Source organism: Phycisphaerae bacterium, from assembly GCA_017999985.1.
GTDB lineage: Bacteria > Planctomycetota > Phycisphaerae > UBA1845 > Fen-1342 > JAGNKU01.
In genome coordinates this window covers 82,123-107,949 of record JAGNKU010000014.1, presented here as the reverse complement: position 1 = coordinate 107,949, position 25,827 = coordinate 82,123, and the positions used below count along the sequence as shown (strand labels likewise).

General features: G+C 68.2%; 20 protein-coding genes and 1 tRNA gene. 12 read left to right on the top strand and 9 right to left on the bottom strand.

Going from position 1 to position 25,827, the window contains the following annotated elements; all coding sequences use genetic code 11:
• Window positions 1-43: 43 nt before the first annotated feature.
• A complete protein-coding gene (locus KA383_16750; GenBank protein MBP7747767.1) occupies window positions 44-1,192 on the top strand; it encodes a hypothetical protein in 1,149 nt (382 codons plus the stop codon).
• 325 nt (window positions 1,193-1,517) lie between these two features.
• On the opposite strand, the gene KA383_16745 is transcribed toward KA383_16750, so the two are convergent.
• Window positions 1,518-2,366 carry a zinc metalloprotease HtpX gene (locus KA383_16745; protein ID MBP7747766.1) on the bottom strand — a complete coding sequence of 283 codons (849 nt, stop codon included), beginning with the start codon at window positions 2,364-2,366 and terminating at the stop codon, window positions 1,518-1,520.
• 225 nt (window positions 2,367-2,591) lie between these two features.
• On the opposite strand from KA383_16745, the gene KA383_16740 reads away from it, so the two are divergent.
• The 3 genes from KA383_16740 (at window position 2,592) to KA383_16730 (ending at window position 4,988) form a co-directional block, all read left to right on the top strand.
• Window positions 2,592-3,053, top strand: coding sequence for a hypothetical protein (locus KA383_16740; GenBank protein MBP7747765.1), 462 nt, complete (start codon window positions 2,592-2,594; stop codon window positions 3,051-3,053).
• Between the two features lie 11 nt (window positions 3,054-3,064).
• Window positions 3,065-4,354, top strand: coding sequence for a phosphopyruvate hydratase (gene eno / locus KA383_16735; protein MBP7747764.1), 1,290 nt, complete (start codon window positions 3,065-3,067; stop codon window positions 4,352-4,354).
• A gap of 73 nt (window positions 4,355-4,427) precedes the next feature.
• Window positions 4,428-4,988, top strand: a complete 561-nt coding sequence (locus KA383_16730; protein MBP7747763.1) for a hypothetical protein — start codon at window positions 4,428-4,430, stop codon at window positions 4,986-4,988.
• A 66-nt stretch (window positions 4,989-5,054) separates the two neighbouring features.
• Here KA383_16730 and KA383_16725 read toward each other — a convergent pair whose 3' ends face one another.
• The 3 genes from KA383_16725 to KA383_16715 are packed head-to-tail and all read right to left on the bottom strand — an operon-like array spanning window position 5,055 to window position 9,648.
• Window positions 5,055-6,122: a tetratricopeptide repeat protein gene (locus tag KA383_16725; protein MBP7747762.1), complete on the bottom strand. Its 1,068-nt coding sequence runs from the start codon at window positions 6,120-6,122 to the stop codon at window positions 5,055-5,057.
• Between the two features lie 15 nt (window positions 6,123-6,137).
• Entirely contained in the window at window positions 6,138-8,921 is a 2,784-nt protein-coding gene (locus KA383_16720) for an ABC transporter permease (protein ID MBP7747761.1), read from the bottom strand.
• A complete protein-coding gene (locus tag KA383_16715; protein MBP7747760.1) occupies window positions 8,878-9,648 on the bottom strand; it encodes an ABC transporter ATP-binding protein in 771 nt (256 codons plus the stop codon). The genes KA383_16720 and KA383_16715 overlap by 44 nt, the downstream gene beginning before the upstream one ends.
• 148 nt (window positions 9,649-9,796) lie before the next feature.
• On the opposite strand from KA383_16715, the gene KA383_16710 reads away from it, so the two are divergent.
• Window positions 9,797-10,459 (top strand): HAD family phosphatase, encoded by a 663-nt coding sequence (locus KA383_16710; GenBank protein MBP7747759.1) that lies wholly within the window; start codon window positions 9,797-9,799, stop codon window positions 10,457-10,459.
• A gap of 169 nt (window positions 10,460-10,628) precedes the next feature.
• On the opposite strand, the gene KA383_16705 is transcribed toward KA383_16710, so the two are convergent.
• Window positions 10,629-12,464: a histidine ammonia-lyase gene (locus KA383_16705; protein MBP7747758.1), complete on the bottom strand. Its 1,836-nt coding sequence runs from the start codon at window positions 12,462-12,464 to the stop codon at window positions 10,629-10,631.
• Between the two features lie 101 nt (window positions 12,465-12,565).
• Window positions 12,566-14,002, bottom strand: coding sequence for a histidine--tRNA ligase (gene hisS, locus KA383_16700; GenBank protein MBP7747757.1), 1,437 nt, complete (start codon window positions 14,000-14,002; stop codon window positions 12,566-12,568).
• A gap of 115 nt (window positions 14,003-14,117) precedes the next feature.
• On the opposite strand from hisS, the gene KA383_16695 reads away from it, so the two are divergent.
• On the top strand, window positions 14,118-16,283 hold the full coding sequence (locus KA383_16695; GenBank protein ID MBP7747756.1) for a hypothetical protein: 2,166 nt from the start codon (window positions 14,118-14,120) through the stop codon (window positions 16,281-16,283).
• Window positions 16,284-16,317: 34 nt separating this feature from the next.
• On the opposite strand, the gene KA383_16690 is transcribed toward KA383_16695, so the two are convergent.
• Window positions 16,318-16,391: transfer RNA gene (locus KA383_16690), tRNA-His, on the bottom strand.
• 159 nt (window positions 16,392-16,550) lie between these two features.
• On the opposite strand from KA383_16690, the gene xseB reads away from it, so the two are divergent.
• Complete coding sequence (gene xseB, locus KA383_16685) at window positions 16,551-16,832, top strand: exodeoxyribonuclease VII small subunit (GenBank protein MBP7747755.1); 282 nt, start codon at window positions 16,551-16,553, stop codon at window positions 16,830-16,832.
• A gap of 23 nt (window positions 16,833-16,855) precedes the next feature.
• Window positions 16,856-17,701 (top strand): ComF family protein, encoded by an 846-nt coding sequence (locus KA383_16680; GenBank protein ID MBP7747754.1) that lies wholly within the window; start codon window positions 16,856-16,858, stop codon window positions 17,699-17,701.
• Window positions 17,702-17,723: 22 nt separating this feature from the next.
• Here the strand turns inward: KA383_16680 and KA383_16675 are convergent, their stop codons facing one another.
• On the bottom strand, window positions 17,724-18,602 hold the full coding sequence (locus KA383_16675) for a 4-hydroxy-tetrahydrodipicolinate synthase (GenBank protein MBP7747753.1): 879 nt from the start codon (window positions 18,600-18,602) through the stop codon (window positions 17,724-17,726).
• Between the two features lie 40 nt (window positions 18,603-18,642).
• On the bottom strand, window positions 18,643-19,461 hold the full coding sequence (gene folP / locus KA383_16670; GenBank protein ID MBP7747752.1) for a dihydropteroate synthase: 819 nt from the start codon (window positions 19,459-19,461) through the stop codon (window positions 18,643-18,645).
• A 169-nt stretch (window positions 19,462-19,630) separates the two neighbouring features.
• On the opposite strand from folP, the gene KA383_16665 reads away from it, so the two are divergent.
• From KA383_16665 to KA383_16650, 4 genes are all read left to right on the top strand, one after another.
• Window positions 19,631-20,119, top strand: coding sequence for a DinB family protein (locus KA383_16665; protein MBP7747751.1), 489 nt, complete (start codon window positions 19,631-19,633; stop codon window positions 20,117-20,119).
• A 130-nt stretch (window positions 20,120-20,249) separates the two neighbouring features.
• Complete coding sequence (locus KA383_16660; protein MBP7747750.1) at window positions 20,250-21,359, top strand: hypothetical protein; 1,110 nt, start codon at window positions 20,250-20,252, stop codon at window positions 21,357-21,359.
• Between the two features lie 280 nt (window positions 21,360-21,639).
• Window positions 21,640-24,426 carry a hypothetical protein gene (locus KA383_16655; GenBank protein MBP7747749.1) on the top strand — a complete coding sequence of 929 codons (2,787 nt, stop codon included), beginning with the start codon at window positions 21,640-21,642 and terminating at the stop codon, window positions 24,424-24,426.
• 75 nt (window positions 24,427-24,501) lie between these two features.
• A complete protein-coding gene (locus KA383_16650) occupies window positions 24,502-25,812 on the top strand; it encodes a hypothetical protein (protein ID MBP7747748.1) in 1,311 nt (436 codons plus the stop codon).
• The last annotated feature ends 15 nt before the right edge of the window (window positions 25,813-25,827 follow it).

Sequence of the window (25,827 nt, the reverse complement as noted above, 5' to 3'; positions counted from 1 at the left end):
CTATGCGTCCCAGCGCAACCGCCCCCGACCGGGAAGCCGCACGATGCCGCCACAGGTACCAACCCCAGGAACCCCGCCGTCGCAGTCGCCGCAGCCACGCGTCGTTCGGGGCACCTGCTACGCCATGTTCGCGTACGACGTCGGGCTGGCAATCAATCTCGAGCAAGCCGAGCAGCGGATCGCCGCCGGCACGCAACGCGGTTCGCTCCGGGCCCAGCGGCGCACGCCGCACTACTTTGATTACCAACCAGCCCCGGTGCGCTTGACGCTCAACAGCGCCCCGATCCAAGTCGGTGCACAGGCCACCGATACCGCCGTCGATATCCTGCTGTTCGACTTCGGCGCCGTGTCCGTGCAGTACAGCATTCCCCTTCATGGCCCCTTCGCGGACCTGCTGGCCGTCAGCACCGAGCTCTATGCCCACAGCGCCTTGCTGGCCGAATCGCGCCGACTCGTCGAATCGCTCGCGCAGCAGCTCGGGCCGACGGTCGCGCACCCCGCTATCGCCGACCTCGTCGAGGACTACCAAGTCTACCAGCTCGAAGAGCTGGCGCCGGCGGCCGAGCTCCACGACACGTTGCGCGAGCACGCCGCGTTGCTGGCCCAGGTGCTGCGCGCCGAGCGCACGCCGCTGGCCGCCCAGGAAATCGACGACACGCTGGCGTGTGCGATCTCGTATGCCCCCGACGACCGCACGCTGATCGACTGGAACGCGGCCCTGCTGTTCGGGCGCAACCTGGATGACGTGCGCGCCGTGCTCGAATTCGCCAACATCGAGCTGCTCGAGCTGCGCTACCTCGACGACCGCCTCGACGACGTGCTCGACCAGGCGTACCAGATCGCGGCGAAAGGCCGGCAGCGCTGGCTGCCCTTCGTGCGCACCAACCCGGCCGACCTGTGGCGCATTGCTCGCCTGCAGACCGACCACGCCGTGCTCTACGAGGGCGTGAACAACGCGCTCAAGCTCCTCGGCGACCAGTTCCTGGCGCGCGTCCACCGCCTGGCCGCTCAGCGCTTCCACCTGACGGAGTGGGACCAGAGCATCCAGCGGAAGCTGCAGACCATCGAGAGCATCTACGAGAAGGTGTCCGACCGCAACGCGAATCGCCGGATGGAACTTCTCGAGTGGATCATCATCCTGCTGATCGCGCTGGGGATCGTGATGCCGCTGCTGCCCCACGCAGGCCAGTAAGCCCCATCCCTGCGTCGTCGCCTCGCTGAACACGCGGGCGCGCGTCTGTGGTCGCCGGGCACGCACCCCCTCGCAGCCGCGCCGCTCGGTAAAGGGCATGCAGGTCCGGCTGTGTCTTGATCCACAAGGACATTGCGCAACCGGGCACCGAGCTCGGCATACGCGCAGGTTCAGCCGCTATCCACGTGACTGTGGCCCCAAATCGCTTTGGGGTCCTGCTCTGCCTCCCGATCCACGCCCCCCGGCAGACACGACCGCCCCCCTGCAGCGTCTGCTCACAGACGAAGTGCCTGGGACGTCGCACCCCCAACCTACCGGCCCTCAGCTACCGCTGCGAGCTTGCCTGGCGCCGCAGGGCGGCGATGCGCGCCTCCGTCGGGGGGTGGGTGCTGAACAGCGACATGACCCCGCGGGACGAGAGCGGCTCCATGATGTACAGGTTGTGGAACGCCGGGTTCGTGTCCGTCGGGATGCGCTCGTTGCCAGCCTGCAGACGCGCCAGCGCCCCCACCAGCTTCAGCGGATCGCCGCACAGCTCACCGCCATAGGAGTCCGCGGCAAACTCCCGCTGCCGCGAAATGGCCGCCTGGATCAAACCCGCCGCCAGCGGTGAGAGAATCAGCATCGCGAGCGCGCCGATCCCCGCCAGCGGATTATCCCGGTCGCGCCCGCCGCCGAACATCAGCAGATAACCCATCATGCTGATCATGCCCGCAAGGACCGCCGCGACCGTGCTGATGAGCACGTCGCGATGCTTGACGTGCGCTAGTTCGTGGGCGAGCACACCCTCGATTTCATGCGGTGGGAAGCCGCGCAGCATCCCGGCCGTGACCGCTACCGCCGCGTGCTGCGGGTTCCGCCCCGTCGCGAACGCATTCGGCGCGGCCTGCGGGCAGACAAAGACCCGCGGCTTGGGCAGCCCGGCCCGCACGGCCAGCCGCTCTACCATGTCGTGCAGCCACGGCATGTCCTCGCGCGGCACTTCGCGCGCCCCCATGGTCGCCAGCGCGATCTTGTCGCTGAAGAAATACGCAATCAGATTGCCGAGCCCGCCGGCCAGAAAGCCCCAGATCAGGCCCTGCGTCCCGCCACCGACGAAATAGCCCACCGCCATGCACAGGCTCATGAGCGAGCCGAGCAGAACCGCCGTCTTGATGTTGTTCAGCCAACGCATCGCACGCCTCCAGGCAGCCACGCTGCGTGTCGTCGTTTCCGACCGATTCTACGAGCGCCGGGACCGAGCGGATCGCCCGCTCCGGCGATTACCCAATCGTAAGCAAGCACCGTGCCAGCCAGCCAATCGGCGGTGGCACATCCGAAGCGAAGGCGTACGTCGGCGGGAGCCTGCCAAAATGGCCGCCCTGACAACCGCGCGGCGCGGCATTAGAATCCGCGGGCGATGAACGCGTGGTTACTCCCATTGCGGTGCAGTCCGGCGGGTAAGCCCTGTGGGGCCGTCGCCGCGCTCGCGCTTCTGGCGGTCTGCGGATCGAGCGGCTGCGAGCGGCGGCCGCCGCCCAGCCGCTTCGATGTACTTACGGGCACGGTCGCGGGCCTCCGGGCGGACACGGGTGAACTGACGGTGCGCACCGGCCTGGAGCGGCCCGACGGAATCGACGATCAGAACGTCACCTGTCTCATCACCAGCGACGCTGAAGTGTATATCAATGACAAGTTCAGCAGTATTGCTGAGATTGACATTGGCGACGATGTGGAACTGATCGGGTACGTCGATCCGGACCCGCGTACCGAGCGTTTCCTGGTGTCGCTCGCGCGGATCTCACGCAGCGCGGCGCTGCCGCCCCCGCCCGATCTGCCGATTCCGACCAGCCAACCCGCAACACCGAGTCAGGAGAAGTGAACATGCCGGAGATCCCCCTGATCGAAACCGTCGTCGCGCGCGAGATCCTCGATTCGCGCGGCAACCCCACCGTCGAAGCCGACGTGGTGCTCACGGACGGCACCTTCGCCAGCGCGGCCGTCCCCAGCGGCGCCTCGACGGGCGAGAACGAGGCGATTGAGCTGCGTGACGGTGACAGGCAGCGCTACCTCGGCAAGGGCGTGCTCAAGGCGGTGAAGAACGTCAACGAGATCATCGCCCCCGCGCTGGTGGGGATGGACCCGCACCTGCAGGAAGAGATCGACCGGCGTATGCTGGAACTGGACGGGACACCCAACAAGGCCAAGCTGGGCGCCAATGCCATCCTGGCGGTGTCGGTCGCGGTCGCGAAGGCCGCCGCCGCCGTCGCGGGCCTGCCGCTCTACCGCTATCTCGGCGGGGCCGCGGCGCACACGTTGCCCGTGCCGATGATGAACATCCTCAACGGCGGCAGTCACGCGGACAACAACGTGGATTTCCAGGAGTTCATGGTCCAGCCGTGGGGCGCGCCGAATTTCCGCGAAGGGCTGCGGATGGGCGCGGAAATTTTCCACAACCTCAAGGCCGTGCTGAAGAGCAGGGGCTACAACACGTCCGTCGGCGACGAGGGCGGCTTCGCACCCAGCCTCAAGAGCAACGAGGAGGCGCTGGACGTCATTACCCTGGCCATCGACAAGGCCGGCTACAAGCCCGGCGAGGACGTGTTCATCGCGCTCGATCCGGCGACCAGCGAGATGTGGGACAAGGACAAGGGCCAGTACCGCTTCTTCAAGTCCAACCCGCAGAAGTACGCGCCCAGCGATGAACTGATCGATCTGTGGGCCACCTGGTGCCGCAAGTACCCCATCCGCAGCATCGAGGACGGCATGGCCGAGCACGACTGGGCCGGCTGGGCAAAGATGACGGCCAAGCTTGGTGACCAGATCCAGATCGTCGGCGACGACGTGTTCGTCACCAACGTGCAGTACCTCGAACGCGGCATTCGCGAGCACAGCGCCAACGCGATCCTCGTGAAGATCAACCAGATCGGCTCGCTCACCGAGACGCTTGCCACGGTCAACCTCGCGATGCGCAACTCCTTCGCCGCCGTCATCAGTCACCGCAGTGGCGAAACCGAGGATACGACCATCGCGGATTTCGCGGTCGCCACAAACGCCGGCCAGATCAAGACCGGCAGCGCCTCGCGCAGTGACCGCATCGCGAAGTACAACCGGCTGCTGCGCATTGAGGAAGAGCTGGGCGACGACGCGGTCTACGGCTCCGTGTTCTGGCGCCGGTCCTAGCGGACGCCGCAGCGCAGGCGTTCACCGGCTGATGTGTGCCGGCCAGCCCCGTGATGGTCGCGAGCAGGACGCCATGGCAAGCCCGCAACCCGCAAACACGGTGCTTTTCTGGGTCATGACCCTGCTCGGCGCCGCTGCGCTCGCGCCCTGCCTGGTCCTGCCGGCGTGGCTCGAACGGCAAGCCCAGCTCGAGTATCTCCAGGCAACCGAAGCCCATCTCCAGTCGCTCCAGGCGCGACTGCTGATGGCCCGCAAGCAGATTGAGCACATGAACAATGACCCGGCGTATGTGCTGCGCCTGGCCGAGCAGGATTTCGGCCACTCGCTCCGGCTTTCGGATTCCCAGCCGGTCCAAGTGGTGCCGGGGGCGCCGGTGGACGCCCCCGCCCCGCCGCCGATCCCCAGCGGCCTGTTCGTGAGTACCCAGGACGAACTGCTGCCCGAGCTGTCGGACTTCCTCGCGCGCGTCATGCAGCGCTACCCCCGGACGCGCGTGTTCGTCGACAGTCGCACGCGCCCCGCGATCATGATCATGGGCGCCACACTCCTGCTCGCCGCCGTCGTGCTCCTGGGACTGATCGAGACGCGCCCCCGCCGACCGCGCATGCCTGCGGGAGGGCGCAGCTCCCGCTGAGGCGCCCGGGTGGGATGTTCTGGTGCAGCGAGGACGTGATGGCGCGCCGCTGCAACGGTTGCGGCTTCAACTCCGCGGCCGCAGCGCTGCCGCCCGCAGCGCTTCGATTTCCGGCTGCGTCGGGTCACACTCCAGCGAACGCCGACACCACTCGGCAGCCTCTTCGCATGGCTGCCGCTCGTCGGGCGCCGCGGCCACGCAGGCCGCCCACGCCATTTCCGCCAGCCGGTTCAACGTCGGCACGTGACGCGGATGTTCGGCAAGGAGCGCCAGCAAGCGAGTCCGCGCCTCGCCCGTCCGACCGAGCTTCCACAGCGCCAGCGCCAGATTGAGGGTCAGCTCCGGCGAACTCCCCTGCTCCGCGCACGCCGCGGCAAAATCGTCCGCCGCCGCCGCCCAGTCCTCCACGTCCAGCAGGACTTCACCGCGCCGTGCCCGCGCCTCGACGCTCGGCGCCAACGCCATGCACCGGTCCCAGGTTGCACGCGCATCCGCCAGATGCCCCGCCGCCTGGTGCGCTACCGCGAGGTTAAACCAGCCGCGCGGCTCAGCCGGATGACGCGCCACCCAGTCGCGCAGCGTGGCAATGGCCTCCGTCCAGCGCCGCGCCTTGATCTGCAGGGCCCCCAGCTCAAACCGCAGCTCATCATCGCCCGGCGTCAGGCTTACGAGCCGCGTTGCAGTATTGGCCGCCTCCTCCCACCGTCGCAGCCCCACCAGTGCCGCCAGCTCGTCGCGCAGCGCGGCCGGATGGTCCGGATCGCTCCGCAGCGCCGCCCGGGCCGCCTCAAGCCGCCGGCGATCCGCCTGTTCCACCGGGTCAGCGGCCCACCGCACGGTCGCCTGCGCCGCAGGCGCGGTCGCGGCCGGAACAGTCGACGCGGCAAGAACGTGGGCCCGCGTCGCTTCGCCCGGCACCGCGGTCGGCACATGCTGTTCGGCAGCGCGCGCTTCGATTCCAGGGAGCGGATCAGGGGAAGGTGCCGGGAGACGATCCTCGGGCGGCGCCGGGCGCGGCAGCGGCGGAGCGACCCCCGCCTCAGCCGGCCCGAATTCCAGGCCGCTGAAGACGAACCACGCCGTGACCCCCACCATAATCGCGCACACAGCAATGAACGCGGCGAACAGCTTCACGGACACGACCCTCGGCTACGCGACGTGCAGCGCTTCGATCACGTTGGTCCGCGAGGCGTGTCGTGCCGGCAGCACGCCCGCCACGATGCACAAGCCGACCGTCAGGGCGACTGCCACGCCCACGTAGTCCCACGGCACAGCAAAAGGCAGCGCATAGCCCCACATCCGCTCGGTCATGATCGAGACGTTCCAGGCCAGGTGCAGCCCCAGCGCCATGCCCAGCGCGCTGCCGAGCAAGCCCAGGATCAGCGCCTCGCCGATCACCATCCGCAACACCAGGCTGCGCGTCGCCCCCACCGCGCGCAGCATTGCCAACTGCTTCGTCCGGCTGGCGACGTTCGCCGTCATCAGGTTCGCGACGCCGATCGCCGCCACCAGCAGCGCCACCGCCGGCACCGCCGTGAGCAGGTACGTCATCTTCGTCAACTCGCTGTCGATTTCGTCCTTGAGCTCGCGGGCCGTGCCGTAGCGCGCGTGGGCCCGCAGATCCCACAGGATGTTCTGCAGCACGCGCGTCTCGCGGTAGTTCTGCCACCGCCGCTCCACAGGCAGCTTTGTGTTGTAATGCATGTGCGAGAGGCCCGCAGCCTCCGGCGTCCCCGGCGGCGGCGGCCAGCCGGCCGGCGGCGGCTCGGGCGGCAGGTCAAAATTCACCAGAATCAGCTTCGTGCCGTCAATCTGCCAGAGCCGCTTCAAGTCGTCGTTCGTCCCGATCACCGATCCGACCGCGGCCATGTACGACTCACTCTGCACCTGGAAATAACTGGCTGCGATATCCAGCGCGGGCGAATCGATCACGCCGGCGACCTTGAACGTCGTCCAGCGGCTGTTGAACCAGACGCGCACCGTGTTGCTGACCACCACGTTGCCTTGCTCGTCGCGGACCTCGGTCACGCCCTTGCGCCGCGTGCGGGCGAAGTCCGCCGCCACCAGCACATGCCCGCCCTGCTTGAGCTTGGCGCGGGCCGAGGCCTCGTCGCCCTCGACGAATTCCAGCTTCAGCAACCGGAAGAACGAATCCGGTTCGATCCCCAGGAACCAGGTCACCGAGCGCAGCACGCGCTCCGGCACCAGCACCGGCCGCTCCTCCACGATGACGTTCGGCGCATTGGCAACGGTGAAGTTCTTCACGCCCGGCGTGCGGCCCACGATCCCCGCGACATCGCCCTCGATCTGGTCATCGCTCCAGATGTACGCCTCCGGGAACTGCTTCGGGAACTGCCAGCCCGTCTTGAAGCTGGCATTAAAGACGATCAATCCCACGATGAGCGACAGCCCGACCATCAGACCGCAGCAGATGCCGGCCGAGCGCCAGACGGCGAAGCCCACCTGGTCCTGCAGGAGACGCGTCCGCACCGCCACAAACAAGGCCGTGATCGGCACAGCCAGTCGGCTGACGATCCAGACCAGCAACGGGGCGGCGCTCGCGTACAGCAGGTACAGCAGCACGACCGAGGTGGCCGACCACTGCACGAACGCCATGTCGCGCTGCACGCGGTACTGGACGACGTAGTATTGTGCCGCCAGCAGCGCCAGCGCGATCGCGAACGTCGCCAGCAGCGCGCCGAGCCCCGCGCGCCGCGCGCGCGGCCGCGTCGCCTCGAGCGGCGACACCGTTGCCGAGGCCGCCGCCGGCAGGACCGCCGCGATCAGGGTCGTCGCCAGCCCTGCGCCGCACGCGAGCACCACGCCCCACCAACTGACCGTGAAGCGCCCGACGTATTGCGGCACCAGCCAGACACTGAGCCCGGTCAGCGCCAGGCCCACCGGTACGCCCAGGCTGATGCCCAGCACCCCCAATGGCAGTACCTCCGCCATCACCAGCCACGCCATCTGCGCGCGTGTCATGCCCACGCAGCGCAGCAACCCGAGTTGCGTGATGCGCTCGATCATCCCCATGCTCAGCGTGCTGAGAATGATGAACAGCGCCGTCAGCAGCGCCATGCAGCTCAACAGGATCAGCACCACCTGCTGCTGGTCCTGCGCCATGCGAATCCGCTCGATGCGCATCGCCGCACTGCGCACCAGCATGTTCGGGAACTCGCGGTTGATCGCCGCGCGAATCCGGGCCCCGACATCATTGACGCGTCCCAGGGTCGGATCTGCCACCACCACGTCGATCGAGTTGACGAATGCCTGCCGGTGGCTGAGCTGCTGCAGCACGGGCAGACGCAGCAGCGCCACGCCTTTTTGAAACCGCGCGATCCGCTCCCGCCGGATCAGCCCCACAATCTCCAGCGCCGTCGGGGTATCCTCCGGCAACCCCGTTCCCCACACCAGCAGCGTGTCGCCGACGCCGACGCCCTGTTCTTCCGCGATGGACTGTTCCAGCACGCACGCCAGCCCGTCCGTCTCCGCCAGCATCCGCCCCGCCGCCAGACGCTCCGTCCATTCGGGCCGAACCTCGAACTCGGTCCGCAGGTCGATCCCCTGGAAATCCACGTCCCACATCGTCGGCTGACGCAGCTCGGGCGCCACCGGCGCGCCACGCTGCTCTGTCGCCGACGGCAGGCGCTGCACGAGCGTCGCCGCCGCGGTCTGCACGCCGTCCACGGCCGCGATCTTCTGCAGCAGACGTTGCGGGAAGACGTCGTATTTGCCCAGCGGCGACTGAATCGTGATGTGGCTGCGGCCGACGTACCCCGCCGCCCACGCCAGCATGGTCTGACGTACCGACTCGTAGCAGCACGTCACCCACACCACGGCGCCGGTGCCCAGCGCAATGGCCAGCACGGCACCGGCGGTGCGGATCCGCTTAACCCGCCAGTTCCTGGTAGCCAGTTGCGACCAGTGCCGCATCCGCCGCGCCTTTCGGTTCGATCGAGCCCACCACGCGGCCGTCCTTCAGCACGATGACGCGGTCCGCGTACGCCGCCCCGTGGGCCTCGTGGGTCACCATCAGGATCGTCTTGCCCCGTTCGTCCGCCACTTTGCGCAGCAGCGTCCAGATTTCTGCCGACTGCTTAGAATCCAGGTTGCCCGTCGGCTCGTCCGCCAGGATGATCGCCGGATCATTCAGCAGCGCCCGCGCAATCGCCACGCGCTGCTGCTCGCCGCCGGACAGCGCGTCCGGTCGATGGTCCGCCCGCTGCTGCAAGTGCACGATCGCCAGCAGCTCGTCCACCCGCTCCCAGCACCCGGCCAGGGATTGTCCGTCCACCAGCAGCGGCAACGCGACGTTCTCACGGGCCGTCAGCGTCGGCAGCAGGTTGTACTCCTGAAACACGATCCCCAGCCGGCGACGCCGAAAGATCGTCCGCGCGCGGTCGGACATCGCCGCCAGGTCGTGCCCTTCCACGAACAGCACACCACCCGACGGCGGTGTCAACCCGCCAATCACGTGCAGTAGCGTGCTCTTGCCTGAGCCGCTCGCCCCCATGATCGCGAAGAACCGCCCCGCTGGCACCGTCAGGTCAACACCGTCGAGCGCCGTAACCTGCTGCCCCGACGTGTCGTATATCTTGCGCAGCGCGTTGGCTTCCACCACCAGGTCGCTCGTCACGGCCGGCGGCGGCAGCTCCGGCATCGCCTGCGACTGTTCCAACGTCTCCATGGGCGCCAGTGTAGACCGCCGCCGCCGCGTCCACAACGCGCGGCGTTGAGCCGGCCGGGCCGTCCGGGTACGCTGTGTGCCTGGCGCCGGCACCCGGCGTATTACGAAAGGGACTGCGACTATGTCGCTCGGCGTGATCTTCGACATGGATGGCGTGCTCGTGGACTCCGGCCCGGCCCACCACCAGAGCTGGCAACGTCTCGCCGAGCAGCATGGCATCGCAGTTTCCGCCGAGCAGTTCAAGCAGGCTTTCGGTCGCCCCAGCCGCGACATCATCCGCATGCTGTGGGGCGAGCAGGTGACCGACGACGAGGTGGCCCGTTACGACGCCGAGAAAGAGGGCGTCTATCGCGAGTTGATCGGCACGAAGGTGCCGCTCATGCCCGGTTGTCGGAAGTTGTTGACCCGGCTCCGGCAGGCCGGTTACACGCTCGGCGTCGCCACATCCGGCCCGCCGGAGAATCTCGACCTCGTCCTCTCGGAGGGTTTGATCGCGAACTACTTTGACGCCGAGGTGCATGGCTTCGACGTGGCCCTGGGCAAACCCGCCCCGGATTGTTTCCTCTTAACGGCCGACCGTCTGCAAATGCCGCCATCGAAGTGCGTCGTCGTCGAAGATGCCCCGGTCGGCATCGCCGCCGCGCTGGCCGCGGGCATGAAAGTCATCGGCCTCGCGGGCACGCATCCGCCGGAGCGACTGCAGGCCGCCGGCGCCAACAGCGTTGTCCGTAGCCTCGACGAAATCACCCCCGACCTGGTGCGCAGCGTCGCCACCGCCCCGTGACTCCCCTCCCTCTTGGTCTGGTGCCGCAGGATTATTCCAACATGGCTGGTACCGGCATCTTGCCCGTTTCGACGACGGGCGGGACGCCCGTACCACCCTTGTTATGAGTTACTTCCAGCGAGGTGGCACACTACGGAGAGGCCAGCGGAGGGTCAATCACACCGCGACTTCATGTGTGCGGTCTTTCCAGCGCCGGGATTCCCCGCAGCGGCGTCTCCAGCCGTGCGTTCACCGCCGCCAGCAGCGTCCCATTATCGATGATCCGCCGCACCGCCCGAATGTCCGGCTCCAGCATGCGATCTGCCAGCATCGGCTCGGCCACGCGCCGCAGCGCGAGATACGCCGCCCCCGTCCCGCGCCCAAGTAGCGCTGCAATCGCGGCTCGCCGCTCCGGTTTCGTCGCGGCGTCAAACGCGACCGACTCTTCCGCCCCCGACATCGCTGCCGCCGGTGTGTTCGGATCGCGCTGCATCCCCACGCGCCAATCCACCGCCTGTGCCGCCACCAGCAGCTCGATCGCCAAGACCGCCTGCGCATTGCCCAGCACCGTCCGCAACTTCCGCGCTGCAATCGTCGACATCGACACGTGATCCTCCGTGTTCGATGACGACGGGATCGAGTCCACCGACGCCGGATGCGACAGTACCTTGTTCTCCGACACCACGCTCGCCGCCGTGTATTGCGCGATCATGTACCCCGTGTTCAGCCCGCCCTGCGCAATCAGGTTCGACGGCAGATAACGGTTATGCCGGGCGTCGAGCAGCATTTGCGTCCGGCGTTCCGCGATATCCGCGAGTTCCGCGACGCCAATCGTCAGAAAATCCGCCGCCAGCGCCAGCGGTTGCCCGTGGAAATTCCCGGCCGAATACGCGTGCAGGTCGGCGAAGCTCTCCGGCCGATTCGCGTAGAACGTCTGCTTGTCCCATGGCTCGCCCGCGCCAGGGAAAAACAGCGGGTTATCCGTGGCGGCGTTGCACTCGCGCTCGACGACCATGCGCGCGTACGCGATCGCGTCGCGCGTCGCACCGTGCACCTGCGGCGTGCAGCGCACCGAGTACGCATCCTGCACATCGTCGGCGCGGTCCATCTGCCGGCTGCCCGTGACGATCTGCCGCAGATTCGCCGCACTGTCGCATTGCCCATCCAGCCCGCGCGCCGCATGCACGCGCGGATCAAACGCCCGCGTCCGCCCACAGATGCCTTCGAGCGTCAGCGCGGCCGACACATCCGCCACGTTCGCCAGCCGCTCGGCGTCGTGCACCGCGAGCGCCAGCATCGCCGCGGAGAAGTTCGCGCCATTGGTCAGCGCCAGCCCCTCCTTGAAGCTCGGCGTCGGCAGCGTCTCGTAGCCCAGGTCCGCCGCCAGATGCGTCCGCGCCTCCCGCAATTCCACGCCGGCGTACGTCTGATACTCCAGGTCTTCGGGGCCTTTGACCACGAAGTAGCGTCCCTCGCCGAGCAGCACGACGAACAGGTGCGCGAGCGGGCACAGGTCGCCGCTGGCGCCGAGCGAGCCGCGGATCGGTACGAGCGGCACGATGCCGCGATTGAGCATTCGCCGGATGCACTCGACCAGTTCCGGCCGCACGCCGGAGTGGCCTTTCAGGAATGCGTTGAGACGCAGCAGCAGGGCTCCGCGCACCACCTCGACCGGGAAATAGTTGATCGGGTCGTTCGGGTCCGCGTTATCGCCGACGCCGACGGAGTGGCTCAGCAGGATGTTGCGTTGCATCTGCTCGAAGTGGGCGGGTTCGATGCGTTTGTTCTTGAACTCGCCGAAGCCGGTGGTGACGCCGTAGACGCGCGGCAGCGGCCGGCCGGTGCTGAGGGCGGATTGATAATCGGCCACGATCTGCCGGATGGCGTCCCAGCCGCGTTGCACGGCCTGCAGCGCTTGCGGTTCGCAGCGCACTTCGACACGGGGGTCGCGGGCGACGCGGACGAGGTCAGAAATCGACAGCCGCGCTCCATCCAGCACAACGGGGGTCAGGTCAGCAGTGTCCATCGCGGCATCCTAATCGCCAGCGACTCTGAAGGCACGCCGTCACAGGAGTGGCACGGCGATCGGCCCTTCCGGCTGATAGCTGAAGGCTCCCTGTCGCGCGATCAGGACGCTTCAATCTCCGCCAGCAGCTTCTTCACCGCCGGCACGAGCTGGTCGCGCGGGACGTTGAACTGCCCCGGCCGCTCGGCACGCCACTGACCGCGGTCCTTCACTTCGGCCGTGCGCTTCCGACCGACCGACATATCCTTGAGCTGCACCTCGCCGCGCGCGTGCTCGTCGCCGCCACACACGACCAGCACCGGGATCTCGTAGTGGTCGCCGTAGCGAATCTGCTTGCCAATCCGCTTCTCCGGGCCGAGATACAGCTCGGCGTTGATGCCCGCGCGGCGCAGCTCATACGTCATGGTCACGTAGTGGTCCATCAACGCCTGATCGAACGCGGTCACCAGCACCTGCGCCGTCGCCTTGCGCAGCCGCGCGCGGCCCAGCTCCTCCAGCGCGACCAGCATCCGATCGACGCCGACCGACGTCCCCACCGCCGGCACGCGCTCGCCCAGGAACCGCATCACAAGGTCGTCATAGCGCCCGCCGGAGCAGACCGAGCCGAACTCCGGCAGATCGAGCAGCACCGTCTCGAAGACCGTGCCGGTGTAGTAGTCGAGCCCGCGGGCGATCGAGAAATCGTACGCGACCAGATCGTCGCCGTAGCCCAGCGTGCGCAGCCGCTCCGACATGCGCGCCAGGGGCGCGAGTTCCGCCTCAGCGTCCGGCAACGCGCCGAACAGCTTGCTCACCTGCGCGAGCGCATCTTCCCGCCGATCCGCCCGAATCGCGAGGAACTCGTCGATACGGTCCACGGCCGCGCTGCTGTATCCCAGTCCACGCACCGGGCTGCCGGACTCATCCTTGTAGCCGATCGTCAGCTCCAGCCGGACCTTCTCTGGCCCCAGCTTCTCGAGCTTGTCCAGCACGCGGAAGACGTCGTGGGCGCTGTCGGTCGGCAGACCGGCGTACTCGATCAGCAGGTTCAGCACACGCCGGCTCGACACGCGGACGCGGTACGCCCCAACCTCCAGCGCCGCCATCGTGTCGCACATCGCGGTGATTGTCTCGAGGTCCGCGACGTCGGACTCCACGCCCACCGCGTCGATGTCGAACTGCACGAATTCGCGAAACCGCCCGCGCTTTTCGTATGGGTTGTCGCAGCGCCACGCAGGCGAAATCTGGTACCGCCGAAACGGTCGCGGCAGGTCGGGATACTGCGCCACGACCCGGGCCAGCGACACCGTCTGATCGAACCGCAGCCCCAGCCGCTCGTCTTCCGGCCCACGCACCTCGAAAAGCTGCTTCTCGCTCTCCTCGCCAGCGGTCCCGCGCAGCACATCGAGAAACTCCAGCGCGGGCGTACCCAGCGGCACGAACCCGTAGCGCTCGTACACGCCGCGAATCGTATCGATGATCCACTGCCGCGCGTGCATCTGCGCGGGAAACAAGTCACGCAACCCCCGCAACAGACGCGGTTCCACAGTGCCAGCCAAGGCCGTTCCTCCGAACTCAGGCAAGCTCGGCTGTTTACCATAACGCCGCCCGCCGGGCAAGCCGCGGCAACTGCGGGCGTGGCAGCGCGCCGCCTTGCGTGCTACGCTGACGCGCATGGTTGAGCCGGCATCGACAACGGCCGAGCGGCGCGAACGCCGCGCGGGGTGGTGTCTCGTCCTGCTCGCCGCCGTGGCGGTCGCAGTGGGCGTCGCCCCCGAAGTGCTGCTCGACGCGCCGGACTTGAACGACTCGGCGTACCACGTCGCGCTGGCTTCACGCGCGGACGAAGCCTGGCAACGGGGGGACTCGCCGATCGATTTCTGGTACCCCGATGTGGCGCTCGGCTTCCCCCTGCTGCGGCACTATCAGCACCTGCCACATGTCGCGCTGGCGACCGCCCACCACCTCACCGGCGGAACGGTGTCCATCGCCACGCTCCAGCGCCTCACACTCGGTCTGCTGCTCGCGCTGTTCCCGCTGTCGGTGTTCATCAGCTTCCGGCGGATCGGCCTCGCACCGCTCGTCGCGGGCGGCGCCGCCCTCGCTGCCCCGCTGCTCTCAACGCCTCACCTGTACGGACTGGGGTTCGAGTCATACCTCTGGGGCGGCAGCGGGCTGTACGCGCAGCTCGTCGCCGCGGCGCTCGCGCCGCTAGCCCTGGCGGAAGCCTACCGCGCCGTGTCCACCGGCCGGGGCATGTCAGTGGCGGCGGTCCTCATTGCCGCCACGTTCATCTCGCAACTGGTCTACGGATACATGGTCGCGCTGTCGATCCCGGCGTTCGCCATCCTGGCACCGCAGCGTCGCTGGCGCGCAGCGCGCGTCGCCGTGCTGCTCAGTACGGCGTTCCTCGTCGGTTCATACTTCTTCGTCCCCGCACTCAGCGGCGCCGAGTTCGCCAACCACAGCGTGTGGGAAAAGCAGGAGAAGTGGGACTCACTCGGTGCGCCGGCGGTTCTACTTCACCTCGTCACCGGCCGGCTCTTCGACTACGGCCGCCTGCCGGCCCTCTCCATCCTCGTCGCAGTCGGACTCGTGTACATCGTCTGGCGCGGCGACGCGAAACAGCGCCTGCTGGCCGGCCTCTTCTTCGCGTGGCTGCTGCTCTATTTCGGGCGCCCCACCTGGGGACGACTCATCGATCTGCTGCCGCTCGCACAGGACATTCCGCTGCATCGCTTCATCGGCGCCGTGCACCTGTTCGGCCTGGTGCTCATCGGCGCCGGCCTCGCCTGGCTGCTGCGCGGCATCGGACTGTTTCAGGGGCGCTGGCGCACAGCGGCGGCGATCGGCGCGCTCACATTGCTGATAGCCGCGCCCGGGTACGAGCGCATGAGCTATCTCCGCAACAGCTTCGGCTGGAAGCAGCGCGCCGCCGCCGCACTCGCCGCGTCACCCCACGTCGCGCAGCTCATGCAGCAGTTGAAGGCCCTCCCGGACGGCCGCGCCTACGTCGGCATGCCGCGGCGGGAGGCGGAATACCTCCGCATCGATGCGATTCCACTCACCGCGCTGTGCCTCCTGCACGGCATCGACACGCTGGGCTTCCTCTGGATTCCAATCACGTTCGCCGGCGACGTGCAGGTCTGGTTCGATCCTGCGAACGAACTTTACTGCCGCACCTTCGGTGTGCGTTATCTCGTCTACGACCAGCACGCCCAGCCGCCACCGTTCGCCGAGCTGCGCCACAGCATCGGCCGCTACCGCGTGTATGAAGTCGCAGATGTGTCCTACTTCGGCGTCGCCCAAGTCCCGTTTGCCGTGCCGTGCACGAAGCGCTCCGCCTACGACATCGGCTATGCGTGGCTCCGCACAACCCTGCCCGGTTGGCAGATCTACCCCGCGCTCGCAATCGACGGCCGCGCCCCTGCAGACGTCCCGCTCCGTCCGCTCAATCCCAACGTGCTCATGAGCGAGTTGCGCGCCGCCGCCGCCGCGCCGGCCGCGGCCGCTACCACGCTGCATCAACTCAGCCTCTGGGAATGCGAAGTCGACGTTGCGCGGCCAATGGCCGTGATCCGCCGCTGTGGCTACCACCCCGGATTGCGGGCCACAGTGGACGGCGTGCCGAGCACGGTTTACCCCGTCGTGCCCGGGTTCGCCGCCACAGACGTCCCGGCCGGCCGGCACCGCGTGGTCTTCAGCTACGAACCCGCGCGGCACTGGCCCTGGTGGCTCGTCGGCGCGCTCGCGTTGCCCGGGGCCGAGTTCGCCGCGCGGCAGCTGCTGAGCCGCAAGCCCGCACACGAGAAACCCGTCGCCGGCCTGACGCCGCCATAGCACCGCAACTTTATGCCATATAAATAGTTAGAATTGCCGGCGTCCAGATTCGAACCGGAGACCTCCTGATCCACAGTCAGGCGCTCTATCCAACTGAGCTACGCCGGCGGCGTCTGCTTGCCCGTCGGCCAATCGCGCGGCCAACCGGCAAACCCTGAGTGTATGAAAGCCGCTGGAAAGTGTCAAACACCGACCGCGTCGCGCCTTGACCGCGCCGCCGCACCGGTGGCATGATGCGCGCCGCACAGGGTCACCCGCGAGGCCGGCATGAGCAAGACCCCGAAAAAGCTCAAGTTCGAGGAGGCGATGGAACGCCTCGACGCAATCGTGGCGGCCATGGAATCCGGCGAGATCGGCGTGGAAGACTCGATCGCCAAGTACGAGGAAGCGATGACCCTGGCCGCGCACTGCCGCCAGATTCTCGACCAGGCCGAACAGCGCATCCAGAAAATCCAGCTCGATGCCGCCGGCAAACCGCAGGTCAGCCCGTTTGAGCCTCCGGCGGCCGGTGGCACCGATGAAGCTGGCGACGACGAAGAGGACCTCTGAGCGACCCTGACGGGGGCGCGTCCTTGTTCGGGCAGATTATCACACCACTACGCAACGCCGCTGGCGGCCTGCTGGACGCGGCACTGCCGCAGACCTGCGCCGCGTGCGGCGCGTGGGTGCCAGCCGGCACGCCGGCCGTCTGTTCCACCTGCGACGCCGCGCTTACCCGCGCCTGGCTGCGCCCTTACTGCCCCCGGTGCGGGCGCACGTTGCCCACCGCGGCGATCCATGGCCACCGCTGCGCGCGCTGCGAACACGAGCGGTACTGGAACCTCGCCGGCGTGGCGCGCGTCGGCCTGTATGATCGGCCGCTGCGGCAATTGCTGGTCCGGCTCAAGTACCACGGCCACGAGCGCAACGCGACGCCGCTGGCCGACCGACTCGCACAGGCGATGCGCGGGTCCGGCTGGCTCCGGGACCTCGATGCACTTGTGCCGGTGCCCATGCACTGGCTGCGCCGGCTCCAGCGGCCCTGCAACCACGCGCGCGTGCTCTCCGAGGCCCTGTCCCGCCGTACCGGCGTACCCACCCGGGCGCTTGTTCGCCGGGTGAAGTACGGCCGCAGCCAGATCGGGATCGAGACCCACGCGGCGCGGTTTGAGAACGTGCGCGGCTGTTTCGCACCGGCGCGCTGGGGCGCGGGCTGGGTGCACGGCCGCACGGTGTGCATCGTGGACAATTTGATGAAGAGCGGCGCGACCGTAACGGAGGTCGCGAAGGCCCTGCGTCGTGCAGGCGCCAAGCGCATCTACGCCGCGGTCGCTGCTCGCCCGCGCAGTTCGAACGATCCGTGGTCGCGCGCCCAGAACGTGGAGCCCGTCGAGGCCGTCGCGCTTCAGGCCGGTGTGTCAGCCCACTCAGCGCCCTGATCGCCTGTCCGGCGCCGCACGGTCAGTCCAGCTCGTACTGGTCCAGCAGCTCCGCCAGTCGGCGCCGATTCTCCGGCGCGATCTCACACAGGGGCATGCGAAACTCGTCTTTGCAGAGCCCCTTCAGCGCCAGCGCCGTTTTGACGGGGATCGGGTTCGTATCCAGCGCGAGCAGCGCCTTCGCCAGCGGGTAAAGCGCCCGGTGCGCCGCTTGCGCCGCCGCCCAGTCTCCCGCCAGCGCCGCCTCCGTCAGGCGCTTGACCGCGCGCGGGAAGACGTTCGCCACTGTGCTGACGACGCCCACCGCCCCGATGCTCATCAGCGGCAGCGTCAGCGGGTCGTCGCCGGACAGCACCGGAATATCGCACGCCGCCATCAGGTCCGCCGCGCCGATCACGCTTTCCGTTGCATGCTTGATGGCCACGATGTTGGCGTGCTCGTCAAACAGGCGCTTCATGGTCGCGATGGAAATGTCAACCCCCGTGCGGCTCGGGATGTTGTACAGCACGATCGGCAGCGGGGTTGCCGCGGCAAGCGTCGCGTAATGGCGGCGCAGGCCCTCCTGCGACGGCTGGTTGAAATACGGCGCGACGATCAGCAACGCGTCGGCCCCGCAATCCATGTTCAGCCGCACGAGCTCCAGCGCTTCGGCGGTCGAATTGGCCCCCGAGCCCGCAATCACCGGCACCTTGCGCTTGGCCAGCTTCGCGACCAGCGAGACGATCGGCCGGTGCTCGGCCAGCGTGAGCGTCGGGATTTCGCCGGTCGTGCCACATGGCACCAACCCATCGACCCCGGCCGCAAGCTGGCGCTCGACAAGTGCTTCCAGCGCGGCCAGGTCCACCTTGCCATCGCGGAACGGCGTCACCAATGCGGTAATCGTGCCCTGAATCGGCTTCATCGCTGATCCCTTCATGTTCACCATCGCGACCAGGCGTCTTTTAGCCGACTGGCGACGGCGCTGCAATCGCGTTCCAGACTCGCAGTGCGTCGGTCAGGGCGCGTGGGTCGTGTGTGCGGATGTACTGCACCCCGTGGCATGCCGCCCACAGTTCCGTCGCGAGCGAGCCCGCGCCACGTTCCTGGACCGGCCGCGGTGCACTGCCATTGCCCAGCAGTGCCCCGATGAACGACTTGCGCGAGGTCGATACACACAACGGCAGCCCCGGTTCGGCGAGCTGGTCAAGGTTTCGCAACACCGCAAGGCTGACCGCCGGATCGCGCCCGAGGAAAAACCCCATGCCGGGATCAAGAATCAATCGCTCGCGGGCAACCCCCACAGCCGCCAGCGTGGCGATGCGCTCGATGAAGAACGCGCGGATGCGCGGCACGATTTCCGCCGGCCTGATGTCCAGTCGTTCTGCCCGTGCCCCCGTCGCGGTCGAGTGCATGAGGATGATGCGCGCGGCACTGTCGCGCAACACGGCCGCTGCTTCCGGGTCGCGCAGCGCCGTGACATCGTTGATGATCTCCGCGCCGAGTGCCAGCATCGCACGCATGACCGCCGGCTTGTATGTATCCACCGACAACCGCAGGCCGGCCGCGCGCAGCGCACTCACCACCGGCGTGAGCCGCGCGATTTCCTCATCAGCAGAGACACTCTCGGCGTCCGGGTGCGTCGATTCCGCGCCCAGATCGATGATCGTGGCCCCTTCGCTCGCCAACCGGCGCGCATGCGCGCACGCCGCCTCAGACGCCAGGAATTGTCCACCATCAGAAAACGAATCCCGCGTGACGTTCACGATGCCCAGGATGTCCACTTTGTTTGCCTCGCGCTGGCATCGCGGCCGCCAGCTTCAGACTCAGCCTGGTACGCCGCGCGGATTTGCCCTTTCCAACCGGCGACGCGCCGGTCATCATGGTACCGAGTTTCGGACCGCAGGGCCTCTGGGAACGGCCTTGAACGATCATACACATAGGAGCGGCAGCATGACTGCGAAGGAAGTCATTCGGCAAGTCGTTGAGTTCTCTCATCTCGTCACCCGCGGCTATCTGGACGACCTGAGCGACAAGGAGCTCATCATGCGCTCCGTGCCGGGCAGCAACCACGTCGCGTGGCAGCTCGGCCACCTCATCGCCGGTGAGCACCAGATGCTGAGCGAGATCGGACATACGCCGCCGGCGCTGCCCAAGGGCTTTGCCGAGGCGCATACCAAGGAAACGTCCTCTTCCGACGATCCGGCCAAGTTCTTCAAGAAGGCCGACTACCTCGCGCTGATGGACAAGATGAAGGCCGCGTCGCTGGCGGCAATCGACGCGACGCCGGACGCGGAGCTGGACAAGCCCTCGCCCGAGCCCATGCGTGAGTATGCCCCGACGATCGCCGCTGTGCTAACGCTGCTTGGCACGCACTGGCTGATGCACGCCGGGCAGTTCGTGCCGATCCGCCGCAAGCTCGGCCGACCGGCGATGTACTAGAACCCAGCCCCCGAGCCCATCCCGTTCAGGGAGGAGTCAGCGGAGGGTTGAACTCGCCGGCGTGCACCCGAGCTGCGCCGGGCTGCGCGCGTGGTTCCCGTGCATTCTGAACGCCGATAGACTTCCCGGAATGGACTCGACCGCGGGAGAAGCCGACACGCATGCTCCAGTTCCGCGGGCCGCCGTCGCCGCGGGGGCTGTGTGTGGTAACTGCGGGCGACAGCTCACCGTCGCCGACCCCGAATGCTGCGTCGAATGCGGCCTGCCGGTCAGCGTCTCCCGGGCCGCGCACGCCGCGCCTGAACCAGACGGCGTGCTGACGTCGGATGTACCCTGCCGCCAGTGCGGCTACAACCTCCGCGGTTTGCGGCGTAGCGGGCAGTGCCCGGAGTGCGCAACGCTCGTCGCGCTGTCGGCCCGCGAGGACCTGCTGTGTTACGCGGAGCCGGCGTACGTCGCGCACGTCGCGAGCGGCGTGCGCTGGATTGCCTTCGGGCTGGCACTGGTCGCCGTGGGGCTCATTGCAGCCGTCCTATTCCTGTTCGCCACTTTGGCGAGCCCGAGCCCTGCGCTCGATTACTTGCTGAACGCGGCCTCGATCCTGCTGCTATCGGCTTGCCTCGTCATCGGGCCGATCCTGATGCTGATCGGCCTCTGGCGAGTCTCCTGCCCGGAGCCCAAGTCGCACCTGCCCTTCCGGCAAGACGCTCTCCGACTCGCCGTCCGAGTCTGCCTGCCGCTCGGTCTGATCGGATTTGTCGTGACGTATACGCGCGTCATCGTGGCGTCGCCCTCCTGGCTGACGCTCGTGTGGTTTGGGCTGTACATCCTGGGCATCCTCGGCGTCTGGGCGCACTTTCGCCGTTTGCGGGACATCGCCGCGCGCATCCCCGACCAGCGGGCGGCCAGGCGCGCGTCGTCGCTGGGCAATATGCTTGCCGGCGCATGCTCAATCATTCTCGTTGAGCGTACGGCGATCTGGCTCTCGGTACGACTGAGTTTGCTGGGGTTCCCAGCGTTCGGCGCCACGACCTCGCCCGCCGCGGGAATTCTCCGCGGCACAACCGGGATTCTCGGCAGCGTCCATGTCTGGCTGCGGGTGGCCTCCGGAATCGCCAGCCTGCTCCTCATCGTGTTTTTATTCAGCGCCGCGCTCTACCACCTCAAGCTGCGCGTTGCGCTCCGGCGACAGGCCGAGTTCGCCCGGAAGCACTGGTGCGTGAGCACCGGGCAAGCCTGATGTAGGCCGTGCGCGCACACGGACCCCGGCAACGCTCCGTCGCTCCCGCTCATGCGCCATCTTCACCGCTTGCCCCGCCCTATCCGATGGGATGGTGAGAGACATGATCCACTCATTCCGCGCGCCCGTTTGGTTGCCCGGGGTGCTCGCGGCGGCGTTGTACACTTTCGCCGCGGGCAGCGCCGGTTTTGCGCAAACGGCTGACGAGCCACCGGCTGAGCCTCCAGTACCGGTGGCCAGTGCGGAGGTCCCGGCGTCGGCCCCGACCCAGGATCCGCCCGTGTTCACGGCCACCGACGATGGGACCGTGCTTCCGGACGGCGACATCTCGGTCACGGCCGAGGAGCTGTATCTCGTCAGCACGGCACCGGTCGACGTGGATCCCACCAAGCTCTATCGCCTGGTGAAGCTCTTCGACTTCGATGAGCGCCCGCTCGGCAATTTCGAAGACGTGCCCATGTACTGGCACCGGCTTGGTGGCGACGGGCTGCCGCTGTACTCCGACGGGCGTTTCGACGACGCCGTCGGCCACCGCGCGGCGCCCTCGTTCCGGTTCAATCTCTGTGGTGGGAACATCGTCTACGAGTATGCACACGCCGACCTGGAGATTTCGCCCGAGTCGGACTACCTCATCGAAGGCTTCGTCCGCGCCACGGGGCTGGTCCACGCCCGCGCGTTCATCGCCTGTTTCCTTGTGGACGAGGCCGGCGAACGGATTGCGGACAGCGTGCACGTCAGCCAGCTCATTCGGTCGCGTAGCCCCCACAACGGCCGCGAAGAGGAATGGCAGCGGGTCGACATCCCGCTGCGCGTCGAGGACGCGCGCGCCCGGGCCTTGCGCGTGCAGCTCTGGGTACTGCAGACGTACGTCTTCGAAGAGCCGCCCGCCAACAGCGTCGATCCCATCGTGCGCCAGGACGTGGATGCGCAGGTGTGGTTCGACGACGTCGCCATCGTGCGCGTCCCGCGCGCCACCCTACGGTTCTCCAATCCTGGGGGCCTGGTGCATCCCGGCAGCGGAGAGTTCATTCAACTCACGCTGCACAACGCCACGCTCGCGGACTTGCGCGCCGAGTTAATGATCGTGGACGACGCTGGTGTGCCGCACAAGCAGACCAACTTCTGTCTCCCGCCGCTGGTGACCGAGGAATACAGCGTGCCCGTCCCGTCCCTGCCGCCGGGCACCTACGACGCCCACGTGCGCGTGACCTCCGGCGACGACCGGCTGATCGAGCGCGCGCTGCGCTTCGCCGTGCTGCCCGCGTTGCCCGCCGGCGGCACGCTGGTGCCCGACCTGGGGATCGACCTGGGGCGATTCCGCAATCGCGAAACGCCGGGCGCCGCGGAGTTGATCCGCGGGCTGCGATGTGGCGCCGTCAAGCTCGGACTGCCGATCGTCGGTACGTCCCCCGACCTCGACCAGATGCCTTACATGCGTCAGGTGCGCGACTTCGCTCAGGCTTTGGGCGCCGATCAGATCGAAGCAACGGCCGTGGTGCTGCCGTTCACAAGTGCAGACCAGTCCCGCGCCCGCACCACGGTATCCCGCGCACTCCGCGGCGGTCCGGGCTGGGACGAACGCCTCGGACCGGCGCTCGCCGCGCTGGGCAACCATTTCGCGGCCTGGCAGCTTGGCAGCGACGCGGACGAGGTCGAAGAGGTGCCGGCCTGGACCGGCGCGGCTGTGGAAGACGTGCGACACCGGTTGGAGCGGTTTACGGCAATTCCCCCGTTCGTGATCCCCTGCTCCGCGCTGGACCTCGCTCCCACGGCCGCGCTCCTGGAAACGCTGGCGAACGCGGAGACGCCCCTGGAGCGCATGCCGGCCATCCCACCGGCCACCCCGGGCCTGCTGCCCCCCGGCACATTCACATGGTCGGTGTGGCTTCCGGCATCGCTGCCGCCAGCCGCGCTGCCGTGGCATCTCGCGTTCCTCCTGTCGCATGACGAGGGCGACGAGCCCGCCGCTGCCGCAAGCAGTGCCACGAGCTGGTTCAGCCTCGGCGTGGAGCGTGGTCGCAACGTGCCGAAGGCGGCGCGGCTGGCGGACCTGGCGCAGCGGGTCACACTGGCGAAGGCGCTGGGGGCAACCCGCGTGTACGTGCCGGCCCCGTTCGAGCTGGTGCCCACCGGCGGCGTGGCGCACTGGCAGCCCACGGACGAGTACATCGCGCTGCGGACGCTCGTGCACTTCCTGTCCGGCCTGTCCGCTGTCACGGCGCTTGAGCTGCCGGGCGATGGTCTCGCGATCCTGTTCGGGCAAGGCCGCCGCCAGACGCTGGTCTTCTGGACATGGCGCGGCGACGACGCACCGGTCTTTGCCGACCTCTACGTCGGCCCGGACGCGAAGCTGACGCGGCTGGACGGCTGCACGGTGCCGCTTGAATTCGACGGCCTGCGGGCCCATGTGCCACTGACGAACACGCCAGCCTTTCTGACCAACCTGAATGCCGAGCTGCTGCTGCTGCAGGACAGCTTCCGGGTCGCGCCCGCCCTGCTGCAGTTGCACGAACCCGAGCCGCGGCCGGTGCTGACGCTGCGCAACCCGTACGACACCGACCTGTACGGCACCATCGAGCTGACCGTGCCTTCTTCCTGGAACCTGACGCCCAACCCCATCCCCGTGCACCTGGCCCCCGGCCAGACGCTCTCCCAGCGGCTCGAGATCAAGCTGCCGCCGCGCGAGCTGGCAGTCGAGCAGCCCATGGGCACGGACATCCGGCTGCGCAGCCCGGATAACGTCGACCTGCATTTCGACGTGCCCATCCAGATCGGCCTGCGCAACATCTCGATCGACGTGACGGCTTGGTGGCAGGGTGACGACCTCGTCATCGAGCAGTCGCTGCGCAACTCCTCGAACCGGCCGGTGAGCTTCGAGACGTTCTGCCAGCCCCCGCACCGGCCCCAGCAGGAAGGCGTGTTCCTGGCCGTCCTGCCCGGCGAACTGCGTGCCCAGACGTACGTCGTACCCAGTGCCCGCGACCTCGCCGGGGCGCGCGTCTGGCTCGGGGCCCAGGAGATCGGTGGCCGCCGCGCCCTCGATCAGCTTGTCGCCGTTCCGCAATAACGCCAGAATACGTTAGAATTAACTGCGGGCGCGGCGCGCGTCTTGCGAGCCGAGCGCGCCCGCGATGGCTGGACCATGGCAACGGAACCCGACAACCTGAACCCTGCCCCGGGTAGCGCCGACCGCGGTGGCGGCGCACCTGGCGGTGAGCCGCGCAAGGAGCCCTTGCGCCCGGCCCGTGTTGTGCGCTATGGGGCGATGGGATACCTGGGCGAGTTTTCCTGCAAGCCCGGCCTCGCCTTTGCCTGCGGCAGCCGCGTGGTGGTCCAGACGGAGCGCGGCATCGAGCTCGGCCAGCCCGTGGGCGCACCGGTGCCGGGCTGCGGCTGCGACCTGGGGGTGCCGCGCGAGACGATGCTCGCGTACATCAAGACCAGCGGCGCAGAGTTCTGCCGGCCGCGCGCGGGCCGCATTCTGCGCGTCGCGAGCGAGCAGGACGTCAACGAGCACGCGCGCCTGAACGCGCATGTCCGCGATGACATTCACCACTGCGCCGAAGCCGCGCACGAGCTCAAGCTCGACATGAAGATCATCACCGCCGAACATCTGCTCGGCGGCGAGCGAATCGTCTTCTACTTCGGTTCGCCGACGCGCGTCGATTTCCGGCAGCTCGTCAAGCAGCTCGCACAGCGCTACCGCACGCGGATCGAGATGCGCCAGGTGGGCGCGCGCGACGAAGCCCGGCTGGTGGCCGACTACGAGGTCTGCGGGCGTGAGTGCTGCTGCCGCAACTTCCTGAAGAAGCTGCGGCCCGTGAACATGAAGATGGCCAAGCTCCAGAAGTCGACGCTCGACCCGAGCAAGGTCTCCGGGCGCTGCGGCCGCCTGCGCTGCTGTCTGCGCTACGAGCACTTTGGCTACGAAGAGCTCAGTAAACGCCTGCCGCGCACCGGCAGCCGCGTGGAGACCGAGTACGGGCCGGCGACCGTCGTCGATCGCCAGGTGCTCACGCAACTGGTGCTGGTGCAGACCGACGATAATCGTCCCTTCGCCGTGCCGCTCGACGAAATCCGCGCGTTCAACCTGCCACCCGCGCCGCCGAAGGAAACGCCGGCCGCGGGTCATGCACCCACGGAGACACGCGGCGGCGCCGCCGACGCCGGCCAGCGCCGGCGCCGCGATCGCGACCCGCGTGACCAGGGGCGCCCCCCGGCGCGGCCGCCCGTGGCTCCACCGCCACCGGAGAGCAAGCTGACGCCGCCAGCGCCAGAAGCGGAAGCCCCCCCGGCAGCGCCCGCGCCGGCGGTGCCGCCCGGCGCGCTGCCCGACCAGGCGCCGGCCGCGCGCCCCGAGGGGTCGGCGCGGCGCCGCCGCCGGGGACGGCGTCGCCGCCGCGGGCGAACCGAGGGTGGGACGCCGCCGGCGGGCGGGGGTGCGGCGGGTTGAGTGCGCGCGAGGGAA